The organism is Massilia sp. METH4 (genome assembly GCF_037094685.1).
Taxonomy (GTDB): domain Bacteria; phylum Pseudomonadota; class Gammaproteobacteria; order Burkholderiales; family Burkholderiaceae_D; genus Rugamonas.
The window spans coordinates 6,497,008-6,515,495 of record NZ_CP146614.1 but is presented as its reverse complement, the minus strand read 5'-3'; the positions used below and the strand labels follow the sequence as shown (position 1 = coordinate 6,515,495).

Sequence of the window (18,488 nt, the reverse complement as noted above, 5' to 3'; positions counted from 1 at the left end):
GCGCTAAAGTGGTCAGGCCAAAGCACCCGTGTCGGACATCATTTCCGCAGGAAATGGTGTCGGACACAGGTTTTCGGTGGCAATATCAACGACAGGAGACGACCATGCGCTTCAACAGCCTGCTGGCAACCATGGTGCTGGCATCGACCTACGCCGCTGCTGCGGACCAGGTAACGCGCATCGAACCCGAGGCCCCCGTGCGCATCACCGGCGCGGCGCCCGCCGATGCCTACGTGGAGGCGCGCTTCCGCCCGCTGGCAGCTAGTGGCGCCGACGGCCGCCTGTACGTGGTGGGCCGCTACCAGGACGATGGGAACTGGTATGGCGCGGGGCTCGGCTTCCACTCGGCCACGCAGCGCATGCAGGTGGAGATCGTGCGCATGAGGGATGGCCAGCTGACACGGCTGAAAGGCTTCAGCCGCGCCGCCGTCGGCGATGGCCGTTTCAATACCGTGCGCCTGGAGATGCAGGGTGCCATGCTGGTCGTGTACCTGAACGGCGAACGTGTCACCAGCGTCACCGATACGGCGCTGCCGGGGGCAGGGCGGATTGGCGTCGTTGCCGGCGGCACGGCATTCGAGGCGAGCACGCCCGTTACCGGCGATCCCGCCCGGAAGCCGGCGCGGCTGGCCCTGGCGCGCGCGCCGCAACTGGCGCAACTGACCCTCGGCGACGGGCCGCATCGATTCGACGTCAGCGCCCTCGGAAGTTATCGGCAGGCGGGCGACCCGGCGGCGGCACCGCCCGTCAACGGGCCCGGTACCTTCTTCACGAATGCCAGTCCGCCGAACGCGACGGCATATGGCGCTTTGCCGTTCCGCTTCGAAGCCGTCGCCCCCGACCCCGCGCTCGTGCGCGTGGACGCGGGGGCCGCTTACGTCACGCTTACCCCCGTGGCGCCCGGCGCCACGGCGGTCACCTTGAGGAGTCTCGACGATCCGAACGTCCAGTCGGTGTTCGACGTGCGGGTGGCGGAACGCAGGACGCCGGCCAAAGCGCCTTACCGGCTGGACGGCGGCGTGGCCCCGGCCATCGGCAAGCGCGACGTGCCGTACGACACACCGCTGCGGCTGCGCTTCGATGCGATGCCGAAGCTTGGCAAGGCGGGCGCGATCCGCGTGCACCGCAAGCGCGATGGCGCGGTGGCGGACACGGTCCACGTCGGCGGCGAACATGACCTGCTGGGCTACCCCGGCCAGGAATACCGCAGGGCCGTGCGCCGCCAGCCGATCGCCATCGAGGGCCGCAACGCCGTCATCCACCTGCACAGTGCGAAGTTGCGGCCGGGCGAGGAATACGTGGTGACCATCGATGACGGCGTGTTCGAGGGCAGCTTCGCCGGGCAGCGCTTCGCCGGCATCGGTATCGGGCACGGCTGGACGTTCCGGACCCGCGCCGCCGTCCCGCATGGCAGCAGGCTGGTGGTGGATGACGACGGCAGGGCGGACTTCCGCACAGTGCAGGGAGCATTGAACCACGCGATGGAGCACGCCGGGCGCACCGCGCCCGTCACCGTGGAAATCAGGAACGGCCGCTACCAGGAGCTGCTCTACCTGCGCGGCAAGGACAACGTGACGCTGCGTGGCCAGAGCCGCGACGGCGTGGTGATCGACGCGGAAAATGGCGACGGCCTCAACCCCGGCTCCGGCACGGCACAGGATGCGCAATCGCCCGGCATCAACGGCGGGCGTGCGCTCTTCCTCGTCGAGGATGCCGACATGCTCACGCTCGACACGCTCACCATGCGCAACAGCGTGCGGCGCAATGCGCCCACGGGCGGGCAGGCCGAAACGATCTTCTTCAACAGCGAAGGGCGGCTGGTCGCGAAGAACGCCAGCTTCTTCAGCGAGCAGGATACGATCCAGGTGCGCGGCTATTCCTGGTTCTACCGCACGCTCATTGCCGGGAACGTGGACTTCATCTGGGGGAACAACCGCGCCGCGCTGTTCGAGGACAGCGAGATCCGCACCGTGGGCGACAGCGCGAACTCGAAGAACGGCGGCTACCTGCTCCAGGCCCGCACCATGTCGGCCACCGACAAGGGATTCTTGTTCGTGAACAGCCGCCTGACGCACGGCCCCGGCCCGACCGGCAACGACGTGCCGGCCGGTGCCACCTGGCTGGCGCGCAGCCCCGGCTATGCCAATACCTGGGACCATATCGCGTTCATCGATTGCCGCATGGGCCCGCACATCGCGGCGGCCGGCTGGGCCGGGCCGAATGCCAGGCAGCCAGTGCCCAATCCCGCCGAGGCCTCCGCCACGGCGGGGTGGCGCGAGTTCGGCACCATGGATCTGGCCGGCAGGCCGCTCGACGTCAGCGGGCGTTTGCATGGCAAGGTGCTGGACGCGGCGGAGGCAAAGGCCGCCTACCCGTCGCGGGCGGCTTACTTCGCCGGGTTCGATGGCGGCAAGGGGTGGTCCCCGGAGCCGTAGCGGCTTGCCTGGAACCGGAACGCTTCGCCATCCTCCGGCACCAGCACGCGCTCGGCGATGTTGTGGGCGGCGGCGAACTCGCGCAGTTCGGCGCGCGTCTGGCTGGCGTGGTTCACGGCTTCCATGTGGATGCCGACCACGCGGGCCGCGGGCGCGAGCCGGGCGGCGCGCAGCAGGTCTTCCTTGCCCATGATGATCGCTCCCGGCAAGCCGGGAATCCTGGCATAGCCGGCGTTCAGGATGATCACGTCCGGCCGGTATGCCGTGATGGCCCGTTCGACCTCGGCGGTCCAGGTGGTGTCGCCGGCGATATACGTGGTCTGCCACCCAGGGCGACGGAACACGATGCCGGACACGTCGCCCAGCCGCTTGTCCAGGCCCATGGCCATCATCTCGTCCGTGCCGTGCTGGCCACCCGTCTTCGTCAGCCGCGTGCCATGGAACTCGCTGTCCTCGCCCAGCACGCGCACATCGGTAAAGCCATCCTTGCGGATGCTGGCGGCATCATGCTCATCCTGCGCGAACACCGGCATGTCCTTCGGGATCGCTCCTTTGGCCGCATCGTCCCAGTGGTCCATGTGCAGGTGGGTGACGATGATGGCGTCGGCCCTGATCACGTCGGCGAGCGGCAGCGGCAGCTCCACCAGCGGGTTGCGCAGGTGGCTGTTGACGGTGCCTTCGAAGCCGGGCCAGCCGCCTTGCGGCGCCAGCATCGGGTCGACGAGAAAGGTGGTGCCCGCATATTCCACCTTGATGGTGGCGTTGCGGATGTGCTGGAAGGCCACGGCCTGGGCGGTCGGAAGCATCGGGGCGAGGGCGGCGTCGCGGGTATTCATTCTTCGGTCTCCTGGTGATGGGCGCATGGGGCCCGGTGACGCCATTGTCGGCGGGGCAGCGGTTTGCCGACAGTGGCCCGAAGGCATTGTTCCGATATAATCGGGCCATGCCGCCAAAATCCGCCAACCCATTGAAAGTCGCCGTCGTCGCATTCGACGGCGTCACGCCATTCCACCTGTCGGTGCCGTGCCTGGTCTTCGGCGCGACCCTGGGCGCCAGCCTTGGGACCGGCGCGCCGCTGTTCGACGTGGAAGTATGCGCCGTCGGCAAGGGGCCGTTGCAGACGTCGGCCGGCTTCGCCATCGCCACCCGCCGCGGGCTCGCCGCCCTGAAGGACGCCGATATCGTGGTGATGCCGGCGTGGCACGACGATTGCCGGCCGGCGCCGGCGCCGTTGCTCGCCGCGCTCCGGCAGGCCCACGCGCGCGGTGCCCGGGTGGTGGGCCTGTGCCTGGGCGCGTTCCCGCTGGCCGAGGCGGGTCTGCTCGACGGCCGCTCCGTGGCCACGCATTGGGCCGCCGCAGGCGAGCTGGCGCGGCGCCACCCCCACGTGAACGTCAACGAGGAAGTGCTGTATGTGGACGAAGGCGACGTGCTCACGTCCGCCGGCGTGGCAGCCGGTCTCGACTGCTGCCTGCACCTGTTGCGGCAGCTCTGCGGCGCGGAGGTCGCGAACCGGGTCTCGCGGCGGCTGCTGGTCGCGCCACACCGCGACGGCGGGCAGGCGCAGTTCATCGAGCGGCCCGTGCCCGTGTCCGGCAGCGACGGGCGCTTCGCCCAGGTGCTCGACTGGGTGGCGCGGCATCCGCAGCGCGAGCACAGTATCGACGCGCTGGCCGAACGCGCCGCGATGAGCCGCCGCACGTTCACCCGGCACTTCCGCCAGGCCACCGGCACGTCGTTCAAGCAGTGGCTGCTGAACCAGCGCATGGCTCATGCGCGCAGCCTGCTGGAGAGCAGCAATGTGTCGGTCGAGGTGGTGGCCCAGGAGGCCGGCTTCGGCACGGCGCTGTCGCTGCGGCAGCACTTCCGAACCGCCTTGAAGACGTCGCCCTCGGCCTATCGGAAGTCGTTCAGGGCTGGTGTCGTCGCTCCGGCGTGATTATGATGGTGGGATGATAACCACCGGAGGATCCATGTACCGCCTGCACTGTTTTGGCCAATCGGGCAACGCTTTCAAGGTCGCGTTCATGCTGCGCGCGCTGGGCGAGCCGTTCGAACCCGTCTTCGTCGACTTCTTCACGGGCATCTCGCGCGATCCGGCCTGGCGCGAGGAGCACAACGAGATGGGCGAGGCCCCGATCCTGGAAGACGGCGACCTGCGCCTGACCCAGTCCGGCGCGATCCTGACCCACCTCGCCAACAAGCATGGGCGCTTCGGCGGCGCGACCGAACGCGACAAGCTCGAGGTGCTGCGCTGGATCCTGTTCGACAACCACAAGTTCACCAGCTACTTCGCCACCTACCGCTTCATGAAGTCGTTCGGTCCCGTGCAGCCCGATCCGGTGGTGATGAAATTCCTGCTGGGGCGCATCGAGGCCGCCTTCGGGATCGTCGACAAGCATCTCGCCACGCGCGAATGGATGGTGGGCGACGGTCCGACCATCGCCGACTTTTCGCTCTCCGGCTACATGTTCTACCCGATCGAGGAAAGCGGCATCGACGTGGCGGCGCGCTGGCCGCACATCGGCGCGTGGATCGAGCGCCTGAAGCGCGTGCCGGGCTGGGTGCCGCCGTACGAAGCCATGCCGGGAGAGCGCATCGCGCCGAAGTGGTGAGTCGCGCGGGCACGCAGCGGTCGCCAGGGCGCGGATGAGGCGAGGGGCGCCCTCGTGAAACGCTCAATTTGTTGATAATTGAGGGTCGTGTCTCGCGGGCAAAAGGCTTTATGATCAGACACCATTTGTCCGACCAACCAAGAAGCCCGATGCCCAAGATTCCTGCCTCGCCGCGCCGCAGCCACCTCGCCCATATCCTTCCGATCGCCCTGGCCGCCCTCGCGGCCGATGTCACCGCCCAGGAACTGGGCATCCCCCAGGCGTCCGACGCGCAGCAGCGGCAGGCGCAGGCGGGCCTCGTTGCGAACGCACCCGTCTTCCTGATGGCGGCCGTGCCGCTTTCAGCCGAGGGCAAGTTCAGCGTCTATTCGTCAAGCGATGGCGTTACCTTCACCACGCTGGCCTCCGAGGCGCATGCGCCGTCCGGTACCGCGCTGGCCGATCCCTCCATCGTGCGTCATGAGGGGCAGTACTACGCCGTGTATGCCCAGGGCGCCAACCTCGGGATCGCGCGGTCGCGGGATTTGCGCAAGTGGGAGACGGTGCACGCCGCCCCGCTGGCGCTGCCCGGCGGTGCCAGGGTGTCGGCACCGCGCTGGGTGCGGGAAAAGAGCGGCGCCTTGAAGGTGGTCCTGGCCGCCGGTGCGCAAACGTATTTGCTGGCGCCGGGGACGGATTTCGCGCAATGGTCGGCGCCGCAGGCCGTGCAGGGCCTGGCCGGCGGCGTAGCCATTGCCGCCACCGACAACGGCTACGCCGCGCTGGTCCGCAACGTATCCACCGGTGCGCTGGAAGTCGCGATGGCGCAAACGCTGCCTGGGCCCTGGACCGTTCAGCAGGGAACCGGTCCGGGCGCATCGTCCGGCGGCCAGTCGCTCGTCCGGCTGGCCGACGGCGGCTGGCGCGCCTATTTCGCCGACCCGGACAGCCGCGCGTACTGGTACTCGGACAGCCGCGACCTGCGGACCTGGGCACCGAAGGCGAAGGTGGGCGGCGTTTCGGGCATGATCGGTACCGCGTCCGTGATTCCGGAAGAGCGCATGGCCTTCGCGCAAGCCACGAAGCCGAAGGGCCAGCCGAAGAAGATTGCCTGGGACGAGCATTCGCTGCTGGTCGATGGAAAGCGCGTCGTCGTCTGGTCGGGCGAGGTGCATCCGTTCCGGCTGCCCAGCCCCTCGCTGTGGCGCGACGTGATCCAGAAGATGAAGGCGGTGGGCTTCAACGGCATCGCGTTCTACTTCGACTGGGGCTACCACTCGCCGGAACCGGGCGTGTACGACTTCAATGGCGTGCGCAACGTGGAGCGGGCGATCGAGATCGCCGAGGAGGAGGGCATGTACATCATCGCCCGCACCGGCCCCTACGTGAACGCGGAGCTGACGGGCGGCGGCTACCCGGGCTGGATGTTCCGCAATCGCGCCGAGGCACGTACCGACGACCCCGTGTACCTGGCCGCATCGGACGAGTGGATGACGCAGATTAATGCGATCATCGCGCGCCACCAGGCCACGGATGGCGGCGGCAACATCATCGCCTACCAGCTGGAAAACGAACTGGGCAAGGTGGAGCCGAAACATGTGCGCCAGATGGAGCACCTGGCGAAGAAAGCACGGGCGGACGGCATCACGGTGCCATTTTTCCACAATGCGGCCGGGCGTCTGCCCGACTGGGCGCCGAAGAACTCGGCGGCGCCGTGGGCCAACACCGGCCCGACCGATATCTATGCCTTCGACGGCTATCCGGGCGGCAGCTGCAATGTGTTCGCCGACCCGTCGGGGCCCAACAAGGCGCCGGACTGGGGGATGTACGCGCAGCCGGGCCCGAAGGCCGGCGCGCTGTCTTCGCCCGGCACGCCCGGCTTTGCCGCGGAACTGGGTGGCGGCTGGTTCGACTACTGGGGCTCGAACGGCACGTATGAGTGCACCGCCCAGCGGCAGGGCAAGGGTTACCAGCGCGTGTTCTATGGAACGAACCTGATCAACCGGATCACGATCCATAATGTGTACATGACGTTCGGCGGCACCTCGTGGGGCTGGCTCGGCGGCCCGGTCGTCTACACGTCCTACGACTACGGCGCGCCGATCTCGGAAGACCGCGGCCTGCGGCCGAAGGCGCTGGCACTGAAGCAGCAGGGCATGTTCGTGCAGGCGGCCGAGCAGGCGCTGGCGCAGATGGACAAGGGGCCGCCGATCAGGACATCGTCGGACAAGGTCAAGGTCTACCACAACGTCAATCCGAAGCTGGGCGCGCACGTGCTGCTGGCCGTGCACAGCCCGTCGGACTTGTTGACGGACGACAGCTTCACGTTCGACCTGGCGACGCGGGATGGCAGCTATCAGGTGCCGCTTCGGCTGAACGGGCAGGATGCGAAGATGCTGCTGGCCGCCTATCCGATGGAGCGGCAGCACCTGGTGTACTCCACTTCCGAACTGCAGACGCATTTCAACAATGGCGAGCGCGATATCGCGCTGCTGCACGGCCGCGATGGTGAGCCCGGCGAAACGGTGCTGCGGTTCGCGAGCGCGCCGAAGGTCGATGTCCTGTCCGGCAAGGTGGCATCGAGCTTCGACGCGGCGAAGGGCGACCTGAAGCTCGCGTACACCCATGACGGGTTGGCCCGCGTGCGCATCACGGGTGGCGGCCGCGCCCCGTTGCTGCTGCTGCTGGCGGACGAGAAGACCAGCCTGCAGTTCTGGACGCAGAAGACTGCTGCCGGCCAGGTGCTGCAACTGACGCCGGCGCTGGTGCGCGGCGCGACGCTGGCCGGCGGCAAGCTGGCTCTCACCGGCGACACCACGGCGGCCAGCGCGATAGAGATCTGGGGACCGGCCTTCACGGCCGCGACCTTCAACGGCGAAGCGCTGTCGCTGGCGGCCCAGCCGGACGGCAGCTTCAAGTCGAACGCCGTGAACGGGCCTGCCGCCATCAAGCTGCCGGACCTGGCCGCGCTGCCATGGACGCGCCGCGCCGACAGCCCCGAGGCGCAACCCGGCTTCGACGACGGCAAGTGGCTGAAGGCCGACCACCGGCCGTCCGCCGCGCAGACGTGGACGATGCCGGAACGCGGCCAGCCCACGCTGGCGATGAGCGACTACGGCTTCCACCATGGCGATGTGTGGTACCGCGGCCATGTCGACATCAAGGATGGCCGCGGTGACCAGGGTACCAACCGCCTCGAACTGTTCTACGGCGCGGGCGGCGCCGGCATGGCGCAGGTGTGGATCGACGGCCGCTTCGTCGGCCAGCACGAAATGGATACGGGCCGATCGTTCCCGGAAACGACCGACAGCGTGAAGCTGGCTCTCGGCGACCTGAAGCCGGGCAGGCACGTGATCGCCGTCATGGTGCGCAACAATTCGCATAACTGGAACCTGATGGCCGACGACTACCACCGCGAGGCGCGCGGCCTGATTTCGGCCTCGCTGACGTCGAAGGGCGGCAAGCGTTTCGCCGTGCCGATCGAATGGCGCATCCAGGGCCGCCGCGGCGGCGAAGCGCTGGCCGATGTGGCGCGCGGGCCGCTGAACAACGGCGGCCTGTATGGCGAGCGCGAGGGCTGGCACCTGCCATCGGCCGGCGCGCAAGCCGGCTGGAGGGCGGCCAAGCCGACCGACGCGCCGCCGGCCCCGGGCACGTACTGGCTGAAGACGAGCTTCGACCTCGACCTGCCGAAGGGCCACGACGTGCAACTGGGCCTGGCCTTCGGCGATACGGGCAAGCCGCGGTCGGAGCGCGAAAACCGCGCGCTGATCTTCGTGAACGGCTGGAACATGGGGCAGTTCATCGCCCACATCGGCCCGCAGCGCACGTTCGTGATCCCGCCGGGCATCCTGAACCCGAACGGCCGCAACACGATCGCGCTGGCGGTCACGACCGATGGCAGGAAGGAGAACGCGCTGGAGCCCGTCAAGCTCGTCAACCTGCGCACCGCGCGTGGCGGCGTGCCGGTGGAAGTCCTGGCGACACCGCAGGACGGGCGCTGATCAGCCGCCGGGCACTTGACCCACTGGTGTCGGACATCTTTTCCGGGGCATCATCCGGAAAAGGTGTGCGACACCGGTGTTCCCATGATGCATACGAGCTGACTGAGGCACAGGAAAACCGGTGTCGTACACATTTTCCGGAACGGCACCGGAAAATATGTCCGACACCAACCCGACACCAGCTCGCGACCGCCTTCCGGATGCCTTCCAAGGGTGCGCCAGCTAACGGACGGCGAACCACGATGGGTCCACCCTGTCGCTGAACGACGGGAGGACTCATGGAAGCAGGTTACGTAAAGCTGAACAATGACGCCGCGGTGGCCCAGCTGGTCACGCGTACCGACCCGGCGCTGGCCTGCTGGGCCGCGCTCGTGCAGGTGTGGGAAGGCATCGAAGGCACGCTCGACGAAACCGACCCGCCCGGCAGCGCCGAAAATGCCACGCCGATGACGGCCCTGCGGCCGTTCAGCTGATCTCTACAGCTGAGCACGTGTCTCGTGGGGTCAGACCCCAGTGACACGGACTCAGCGATGCTCACCGCGCAAAGATCTCCAGCGGTACCGCTTCGGCCATCGCGGCCATGCCGGCGTCGTTCGGGTGCAGGTGGTCGCCACTGTCGTACTTCGCCAACAGTTTCGACGGTTGCGCGGGGTCGCGCAGGGCGCGGTCGAAGTCGATCACGGAATCGAATTCGCGGCTTTCGCGTATCCACTTGTTGACGGCTTGCCGCACCGCTTCCTTCGGCGCCGTGTAATAGCCGGGGAACACCGTGCCTTCGAACGGCGTGAGCGTGGCGCCGTGGATGGAGATGCCGTGCGCGCGGGCGCGCGCGATCACCTGGCGGTAGCCGGCGATCAGGTCTTCGGCCGAAGGGCCTTCGGCGGCCGGCATCGAACCGGTGCCGGGATGGCCGATGTCGTTGATACCGATGAGGAGCACCACGTGGCGCACGCCGGCGGTGGCCAGCACGTCGCGGTCAAAGCGCGCCAGCACGGCGCGGCCGAACGGCGGCCACTCGCCGGGATCGCGCAGCAGCCGGTTGCCGCCGATGCCGCGATTGACGACGCCGAGTCGCAGGCCCGGCCGCGCCCCTTGCAGGCGCAGCGCCAGCACGTCGGGCCAGCGGCGGTTCGCGTCGGTCGTGGTGTTGGAGCCATCCGTGATCGAATCCCCCAGCGCGACGATCGTGCCCGCGCCGGGCGCCAGCACGTCCACCTCGGCCAGGAACGGCCACGAGCCGATCGTGCGCTGCACGGGGAAAGTGGCCGCGGCGGCGAAATTGCCCGGGCTCGACACGTAGCTGGTCTGGAAGGCATTGCCGTGCGCGGTCGTGGCCTGCGCTTCGCCCGGCAGGTGCAGGCTCACGGCCAGGTCGGCCTGGGCCGGCACCGCGAATTCCACCGGATCGGACAGCACCGGCGCGCCCGGCGGGATGACGGCGAAGGGCCGCCCGCCGAAGGTCAGCGCGTGGCTCGATGCCGGATCGATGTCCGCCCCGGCCCTGCGCAAGGCCACGTGCGCCGCGCCGATGCGCAGAGGCGCCTTGCCAAGCTCGTTCGACAGGCGGATGCGCACCTTCGTGCCGCCGATACTCGTGTGCACGACCAGCCTGAGCGTCTGGTCCTTGAACGTCTGCAGCGTCTTCGGAGCCGCGTCGGCCGGTGCGGCGCCCCAGGTGCCGGCCCAGCCGCGGCCCGCTTCGGATGCCCCATGGGCCAGCGGCGCGCCGGCCAGCGCGGCCAGCGCCAGCGTGGCGGCGAAGGCGCCGCCCAGGAAGCGGCGCCGCGCGAACGATGTCTTCAAGATGTTCTCCTCCTCGTGGTCTCCCGCCTGCCGGGGACAGGCGACACTGTAGCTCACCGCGTTGTTCAAAGCACACAGCATCGTGAACTTTTCCGTCCGAATGCGCCGGAACGGCTCAACTGCGTGAGTGATTGCCGCGTGTCCCTCCTTTAGCAAAAACAATCGTCCTAAGATCGAAACGACTCCGGCAAACGGAGCGTGACCATTACAAGAACGAGGAGGCAGCATGCAGCACATGGGTAAGCATCGGGGCCATGCGGGAAGGTTGACGGCGCTGGCCGTGGCGATCGCCACGCTGTCGGCGCAGGCACAGGCACAGGCTCAAACGCAGGCACCGGAAACGGCGCAGGCCGCACCGGACGCGAACGTGGTCGTGGTGACGGGCTTCCGGGCCAGCTTGAACAGCGCCCTGAACACGAAGAAGAACTCCGACGGCATCGTGGACGTGATCAAGGCCGAGGATATCGCCAAGTTCCCGGATGCGAACCTGGCCGAATCCCTGCAGCGCGTGCCCGGCGTGGCGCTGGCGCGCGGCGACGGCGGCGAGGGCAAGCAGATCACGGTGCGCGGCCTGAACGCGGGCTTTACGCGCGTGCGCATCAACGGCATCGAGGGCGTGGCGGCCACCGGCGCGTCGGACATCAACGGCAGCACGAACCGCGGCCGCGGCTTCGACTTTTCCGTGTTCGCCTCGGAGCTGTTCAACAGCCTGGAGGTGCGCAAGACGTCGGAAGCGGCGGTGGAAGAAGGCTCGCTGGGCGCCACCGTCGACCTGCGCACCGGCCGACCGTTCGACTTCAAGGGCCGCACGATCAGCCTGGGCGTGCAGGAGTACTACAACGACCTGTCCGAAAAGACGCAGCCGCGCGTGACAGCCCTGATCTCGGACCGCTGGGACACCCGCTACGGCAAGGTGGGCGCCCTGGTGTCGGCTGCCTGGTCGAAGCGCCGCGCGCTGGAAGAAGGCTATGAGGCCGTCGACCTGCTGGCCGCGAACGCCGACGGCGGCTTCTGCTCGCCGGCCGGCTTCGCGCCGCAGAACCCGGCGAACAATGCCGTCAAGGGCATCGATGCCGCCAACTGCGGCTTCGGCGAACCGCGCACGTCGAACCTGGCGGCGTGGAACGACGTGATGGGCCGTACCGACAACTACGGCGGCACCATCGCATCCCCGGCGGCCGGTTCCGGCGCCTTCCACCCGCGCATCCCGCGCTACCGCCGCTCGATGACCGACTACGAGCGCACCGGCATCACGGGCGCGTTGCAATGGAAGCCCTCGGCCGACACCGACGTGAACCTCGACCTCATGTACGGCAAGTTCGACAACCGCCGCTACGACAACTACATCTCGGCGATCTCCTTCGGCCGCACCCTCCAGACGGCGAACGGCAAGCCGCAGACCTCGATCGCCGACGCGCACTTCGATGGAAACGGCAGCTGGGACTACGGCAAGTTCAACGGCGTGGACATCCGCACCGAAGGTTTGCTGGACGTGTACACCACCACGTTCAAGCAGTACGTGTTCTCCGGCGGCCACCGCTTTTCCGACCGCTTCAAGGTCAATTTCCTGCACGGCACGTCGAACTCGGAACTGGACGAGCCGATGCGCGCGACGGTGCAGTTCGACTCGCCAAACGTGGATGGCTTCTCGTTCGACTTCCGCAACAACCGCAACGTACCGGCGCTGAACTTCGGCATCGACGTGGCCAACCCGAACAGCTTCACCTTCGGCCCGCAGGACACGGACGGCACGCTGCACGGCCAGTTCGTCGGGCGCTACCTGAACACCCGCAACAAGCTGAAGACGACGGAACTGAACGGTTCCTTCGACGTGAACGACCGCCTCACGCTGCGGGCCGGCTATTCGAACCGCAAGAACACGTGGAGCAACGTGGAGATCGGCTCGGGCGGCAACGGCCTGGCATTGCCCGCCGGGGTCACCGTGGCCGACATCTCCCAGCAGGTGTCCGGCTTCGGCAAGGGCCTGGGCGCGGCCGTGCCGTCGTCCTGGGCCGCGGTGGACCTGGACAAGCTGCGCGCCATCTACGACATCGAATGCCATTGCGACGCGGTGCCCGGTTCGCAGTACGCCTATCTCACGCAGGCGAACCGTGCGGTCGAGGAAAAGATCGATGCGCTGTACGGCATGGTCGACTTCAACTACGACTGGGGCGGCATCGGCTGGCGCGGCAATGTCGGCGTGCGCGGCGCGGAAACCAGGGCAACCTCGATGGCACTGATCAACGTGGCCGGCCAGCTGCGGCCGAACGTCGTCACGAAGAAGTACCGCGACTGGCTGCCGGCGTTCAACCTGACGGCGCAGCTGCCGAAGGATGTCTATCTGCGCTTCTCGGCCGGCAAGGTGCTGTCGCGGCCCGAGTACGTGGACCTGGCGCCGTCGGCCACCGTGTCCGGCCAGTCCGGCACCGTCGGCATCGGCAACGGCAACCTCGACCCGATCCGCGCCAAGACCTACGACTTGCAGGCCGAGTGGTACTACGACAAGAACGCGATGGTGTCGCTGGGCGTGTTCCGCAAGGAGATCGACAGCTTCATCCAGACCGTTTCCGAACGCGCCGTGTACAACACGCTGGGCCTGCCGAACGAGCTGCTGGTGTTCAACGGCTGCTCGATCACGGGCGGCACGCCGGGCTGTCCCACGTCGCCGACCGATTCGGTGGTGGTGAGCCGCAAGGTGAACACGCCGGGCGGCCCGTTGAACGGCGCGGAATTCAATCTGCAGGCACCGTTCAACTTCCTGCCGGGCGTGTGGAAGAACTTCGGGCTGCTGGCGAACTACACGTACGTGAAGTCGAAGATCACCTACATCACCCGGGTGGACAATCCGAACACCACCGCCAACGAGCAGTTGCAGGTGCAGGCCAACTTTACCGGCCTGTCGCCGCGCGCGCACAACCTCACGCTGTACTACGAGGATGCGAAATTCTCGGCGCGGGTGTCGAAGGCGCACCGGTCCTCGTACCTGCTGGCGGTGCTGGGCGACGTGCAGGGCCACGACTTCACTGTCGTCGACGGTTCCACCAATATCGACGCCAGCATCTCTTACCAGTTGACGCCGAACCTGCGCATTTCGCTGGAAGGGCAGAACCTCACCGACGAGCCGCTGCGCTATGGCCGCGACACGCAGCGCAACGACACGCTGCTGTACGTGCATTCGGGCCGCTCGGCCGTGCTCGGCCTGTCCTACAAGTTCTGACCCCGCCGTTCAAGCGTGCCCGCTACGGCGGGCACGGGGCACTCCTATAACAACGCAGAGAGGATGAGACATGCATAGACCGCAACCGAGGTTGATCGCGCTGGCAGCACTGGCTGTGTGTGCGATGGCCGCCCACGCCAATGCCCAGCAGGCGACGGGTGAGGCGGACCAGCTCGATGGACAGCAGGTGGCGCAGGCGGCAGCGGAAGCCGCCGCGCCGACAGCCCAGGATGCCGCACAGGCAAGCGGCCAGTCGGGCGCCCAGGGAAGCTCGGGTTCCTCTGGCCAGCCAGCCAGCCAGGGGAGCGGCGCGGAAGCCAACACGGTCGTCGTCACCGGCTTTCGCGCGAGCCTGAACAGCGCGCTGAACACGAAGAAGAATGCCGACGGCATCATCGACGTGATCAAGGCGGAAGACATCTCGAAGTTCCCGGACGCGAACCTGGCCGAGTCGCTGCAGCGCGTGCCCGGCGTGGCGCTGGAGCGGGGCGATGGCGGCGAGGGCCGGCAGATCACCGTGCGCGGCCTGAACTCCGGTTTCACGCGCGTACGCATCAACGGCATCGAGGGCGTGGCGGCCACCGGCGCGTCGGACATCAACGGCAGCACGAACCGCGGCCGCGGCTTCGACTTTTCCGTGTTCGCGTCCGAACTCTTCAACAGCCTGTCGGTGCGCAAGACGGCGGAGGCGGCGGTGGAAGAGGGCTCGCTGGGTGCCACCGTCGACCTGCGTACCGGCCGCCCGTTCGACTTCAAGGGCCGCACGATCAGCTTCGGCCTGCAGGAATCCTACCGGGAGATGGGCAAGAAGACACAGCCGCGCGTGACGGGGCTGATCTCCGACCGGTGGGAAACGCCATACGGCCGCTTCGGCGCGCTGGTCTCCGGCGCCTGGTCGAAGCGCCGCGCGCAGGAGGAGGGCTACGAGGCCGTCAGCATCGTGGCCGCCAATACCGATGGCGGTTTCTGCTCGCCTGTGGGCGTCACGCCGCAGACCCCGCCGAACGATCCAGCCAAGGGCGTGACAGCCACTTCGTGCGGCCCCGGTGCCGACCGCCTCACCGACGCCACCGCCTACAACGAGGTGTTCGGCCGCCGCGACGACTACGGCGGGCTGGTCGCCAATCCCGCCGCCGGCAACGGCGCCTTCCATCCGCGCATTCCCCGCTTCCGCCGCTCGATGACGGACTACGAGCGCCTCGGCCTGACGGGCGCGCTGCAATGGAAGCCGAGCGCGGACACGGACGTGAACCTGGACCTCATGTACGGCAAGTTCGACAACATCCGCTACGACAACTACATCTCGGCGATCTCGTTCGGCCGCACGATGGCGCAGGCGAACGGCAAGCCGCAAACCTCGATCGTGGAAGCGGAATTCAACGGCGACGGCCGCTGGCTCTACGGCAAGTTCAACGATGTCGACATTCGCACCGAAGGCCTGGTCGACGTGTACCAGACCATCTTCAAGCAGCACGTGCTCACGGTCGGCCATCGCTTCACCGACACGCTGCGGGCCAACTTCATGCACGGCGTATCCGATTCCGAGCTGGACGAACCGATGCGCGCCACCGTGCAGTTCGACGCGCCGAACGTGGATGGCTTCTCTTTCGACTTCCGCCAGAACCCCAATGTGCCGATCCTGAACTTCGGCATCGACGTCGCCAATCCGGACAACTTCACCTTCGGCCCGCAGGAGGCGAACGGCACGCTGCACGGCCAGTTCGTGGGCCGCTACCTGAACACGACAAACCGGCTGCAGACCACGCAGGCCGACGTCGAATGGGAAGTCAACGACAACATCACGTTCAAGACCGGCGTCTCGGCCCGCAAGAACCGCTGGGGCAACCTGGAGCTGGGATCGGGCGGCAATGGCCTGGCGCTGCCGGCCGGTACCACGGTGGGCGACTACACGCAGCAGATCACCGGCTTCGGCAAGAACCTGGGCGGCACCGGCGTGCCGGCATCGTGGGCGACAGTGGACCTGGACAAGTTGCGCGCCGTCTGGGATATCGAGTGCCATTGCGCGGCGGTGCCCGGCTCCGAATACAACTACCTCACGCAATCGAACCGCTGGGTCGAGGAGAAGATCAACGCCGTCTTCGCCAGCGTGGACTTCAAGTACGACGTGGGCCCCGTCACCCTGCGCGGCAACGTGGGCGTGCGCGGCGCGGAGACGAAGCTGAACTCGATGGCGCTCATCAACGTCAACAACCAGCTGCAGCCGAACTACGGCTACAAGAAGTACCGCGACTGGCTGCCGGCGCTGAACCTGACGGCGATCCTGCCGAAGGACATCTTCCTGCGCTTCTCGGCCGGCAAGGTGATGTCGCGTCCCGATTACGTGGGCCTGACGCCTTCGGTGTCCGTCAACACCACGGCGCAGTCGGTCTCGATCGGCAACCCGAACCTGGATCCGATCCGTGCCGACACGTTCGACCTGCAGGGCGAGTGGTACTACGCGAAGAACGCGATGGTGGGACTGGGCCTGTTCCGCAAGAACATGAAGTCGTTCATCCAGGGCGCCTCGGAGCAGGCGACCTATTCGTCGCTGGGCATTCCGCTCGAACTGCTGCTGACGCCGGCCGGCTGCTCGATCAGCGGCGGCACCCCGGCCTGCCCGACGCAGCCGGATACGCTCGTGACGGTGAGCCGCCAGGTCAACACCAGTGGCGGGCCGCTGAAGGGCATGGAATTCTCGTGGCAGACACCGTTCTCTTTCCTGCCGGGCCCCTGGTCGAACTTCGGCATGATGGCCAACGTGACGCGCGTGCACTCGAAGATCAAGTACCTGACGCGCCTCGACAACCCGCGCACGACGGCGAACGAGGAACTGTTCATGATCACGAACTTCACCGGCCTGTCGCCGCGCGCGAACAACCTCACGCTGTACTATGACGACGAGAAGTTCAGCGCCCGCGTGTCGCGCGCCTACCGCTCCACGTACTACCGGGGCATCCGCGGCAACGTGGACGGCCACGACTACCTGGTGGCGGACGGCTCGACCACGTACGACATGAGCACGTCGTACCAGGTTACGCCCAACCTGCGCATTTCGTTCGAGGCGCAGAATCTGTCGAACGAACCGACGCGGTACTACAACGACACGCAGCGGCAGGATACGCTGCTGTACGTGAAGTCGGGAAGGACGTTCGTGCTGGGGGCGAGCTACAAGTTCTGATTGCCGGCACCTGATGCTCTGGTGTCGCACACCTTTCCGGGCCTGCCCGGAAAGGTGTGCGACACCGGTTATCCGCCGAGGTCGCGGACTACCGTTGGGAAGACCGGTGTCGCACACCATTTCCCCGGCGGGGAAATGATGTCCGACACCGAAGCTCATGCGTTACGGATTGCCACTCGTGCCAACGATTCGCCCCAGCTTCGCTTCCAGCCCCGCCACCTCGCTCGCCGCCAGCCCGAACGTATTCTCCAGCAGGTGCACCAGCGCCGCCACGGTCGTGATCTCCTCCCTCGTTCCCGTCCCATCCGTCCCGTAAAACGAATACCGCCCGTTGTGCAGCACATGCCGCCCGTTGGCCACGGTGCGCACGGCGATCAGGTCGCGCGTGAAGTGCGAGGCGGGGTGGGTCGACACGAACCAGTTCGACATCTCGAAGTCGACCTGGTAGGCCGGCCGCGGCTCGAACGCGTACAGCGGCGCCCAGCCTTCGCCGGTTTCCGTCTCCAGCTGGTACTCGTCGCCCTCTTGCGTGAGGCGGTACACGCCGTGCGGCGTCTGCTGCGGCACGCCGGCGATCAGCCGCAGCGGGGCGGTGGGCGTCGCCTTGCCGAAGCCCGTGTCGGTAAGCACCCGCTCGCCATCCACGTCCACCAGCAGCAGCATGTGGGTGCGCGGCGTCACCGTTCCGGGCGCCACGTTCACGCGCACCCGCGCCAGCAGCGGCGTGGTGCGGTAACCGAGCGTTTCGAGCGCGTGGCGGTACAGCAGGTTGTGCTCGAAGCAGTAACCGCCGCGGCGGTGCGTGAACTTGTCCAGCAGCGCGGCAGTGTCGAGCGGCACGCGCAGGCCGGCAAGCGGGTTCAGGTTTTCGAAGGGAATGGCCAGGATGTGGCCTAACTGCAGGCGGGCCAGCGCGGCAAGCGAAGGTTTAGCGGTGCCGGGCTGGCCGATGAGATCGAAGTAGGGCGCCAGCGCGGCAGGCGCGGCATCGTCGGCATGAAGCACGGTTGTCTCCTGGTGATATGCACACCGCAAGAGTGTAACCGCAGCCGCGTCAACCCTGCATGGAGCCTTCCACGTTCTCGCTCGTCACCGGCGTGCGCTCAGCTTTTCCACGCGCATGCCGCGCATGGTCACGTGGCGCACCGGAGCCTCGCGTTCCGCCCTGATCAGGCAGAGGAATTTCGCCTCGCGCACCGTGATGTTGCTCACGTGCACACTTTCGATGGCAGTGAGGTGCGTCGGGCATCCGCCCCG

General features: G+C 67.4%; 11 protein-coding genes. 7 read left to right on the top strand and 4 right to left on the bottom strand.

What is annotated here, in order from left to right:
• Positions 1 to 104 precede the first annotated feature (104 nt).
• Positions 105 to 2,435 (top strand): pectinesterase family protein, encoded by a 2,331-nt coding sequence (locus tag V6Z91_RS28265; RefSeq protein ID WP_338764210.1) that lies wholly within the window; start codon positions 105 to 107, stop codon positions 2,433 to 2,435.
• Here the strand turns inward: V6Z91_RS28265 and V6Z91_RS28260 are convergent.
• Positions 2,387 to 3,271, bottom strand: a complete 885-nt coding sequence (locus V6Z91_RS28260) for an MBL fold metallo-hydrolase (RefSeq protein ID WP_338764208.1) — start codon at positions 3,269 to 3,271, stop codon at positions 2,387 to 2,389. The genes V6Z91_RS28265 and V6Z91_RS28260 overlap by 49 nt on opposite strands.
• A 107-nt stretch (positions 3,272 to 3,378) precedes the next feature.
• On the opposite strand from V6Z91_RS28260, the gene V6Z91_RS28255 reads away from it, so the two are divergent.
• The 4 genes from V6Z91_RS28255 to V6Z91_RS28240 all read left to right on the top strand — a co-directional run bounded on the left by V6Z91_RS28255 (position 3,379) and on the right by V6Z91_RS28240 (position 9,506).
• Positions 3,379 to 4,374, top strand: coding sequence for a helix-turn-helix domain-containing protein (locus V6Z91_RS28255; RefSeq protein WP_338764205.1), 996 nt, complete (start codon positions 3,379 to 3,381; stop codon positions 4,372 to 4,374).
• A gap of 34 nt (positions 4,375 to 4,408) precedes the next feature.
• A complete protein-coding gene (locus tag V6Z91_RS28250; protein ID WP_338764203.1) occupies positions 4,409 to 5,050 on the top strand; it encodes a glutathione S-transferase in 642 nt (213 codons plus the stop codon).
• 149 nt (positions 5,051 to 5,199) lie between these two features.
• A complete protein-coding gene (locus V6Z91_RS28245) occupies positions 5,200 to 9,033 on the top strand; it encodes a beta-galactosidase (RefSeq protein WP_338764201.1) in 3,834 nt (1,277 codons plus the stop codon).
• 278 nt (positions 9,034 to 9,311) lie between these two features.
• Positions 9,312 to 9,506: a hypothetical protein gene (locus V6Z91_RS28240; RefSeq protein WP_338764199.1), complete on the top strand. Its 195-nt coding sequence runs from the start codon at positions 9,312 to 9,314 to the stop codon at positions 9,504 to 9,506.
• 61 nt (positions 9,507 to 9,567) lie between these two features.
• On the opposite strand, the gene V6Z91_RS28235 is transcribed toward V6Z91_RS28240, so the two are convergent.
• The gene (locus tag V6Z91_RS28235; RefSeq protein WP_338764196.1) at positions 9,568 to 10,836 is read right to left on the bottom strand and encodes an SGNH/GDSL hydrolase family protein; all 1,269 of its coding nucleotides are present in this window, start codon (positions 10,834 to 10,836) and stop codon (positions 9,568 to 9,570) included.
• A gap of 226 nt (positions 10,837 to 11,062) precedes the next feature.
• Between V6Z91_RS28235 and V6Z91_RS28230 the strand changes: the two genes are divergently transcribed.
• Both V6Z91_RS28230 and V6Z91_RS28225 read left to right on the top strand, forming a co-directional pair.
• Positions 11,063 to 14,053, top strand: a complete 2,991-nt coding sequence (locus tag V6Z91_RS28230; RefSeq protein ID WP_338764193.1) for a TonB-dependent receptor — start codon at positions 11,063 to 11,065, stop codon at positions 14,051 to 14,053.
• Between the two features lie 70 nt (positions 14,054 to 14,123).
• Positions 14,124 to 17,231, top strand: coding sequence for a TonB-dependent receptor (locus V6Z91_RS28225; protein WP_338764191.1), 3,108 nt, complete (start codon positions 14,124 to 14,126; stop codon positions 17,229 to 17,231).
• Between the two features lie 162 nt (positions 17,232 to 17,393).
• On the opposite strand, the gene V6Z91_RS28220 is transcribed toward V6Z91_RS28225, so the two are convergent.
• Positions 17,394 to 18,236, bottom strand: a complete 843-nt coding sequence (locus tag V6Z91_RS28220; protein WP_338764188.1) for an arylamine N-acetyltransferase — start codon at positions 18,234 to 18,236, stop codon at positions 17,394 to 17,396.
• An 84-nt stretch (positions 18,237 to 18,320) separates the two neighbouring features.
• Complete coding sequence (locus V6Z91_RS28215) at positions 18,321 to 18,443, bottom strand: hypothetical protein (protein WP_338764185.1); 123 nt, start codon at positions 18,441 to 18,443, stop codon at positions 18,321 to 18,323.
• Between the last annotated feature and the right edge of the window lie 45 nt (positions 18,444 to 18,488).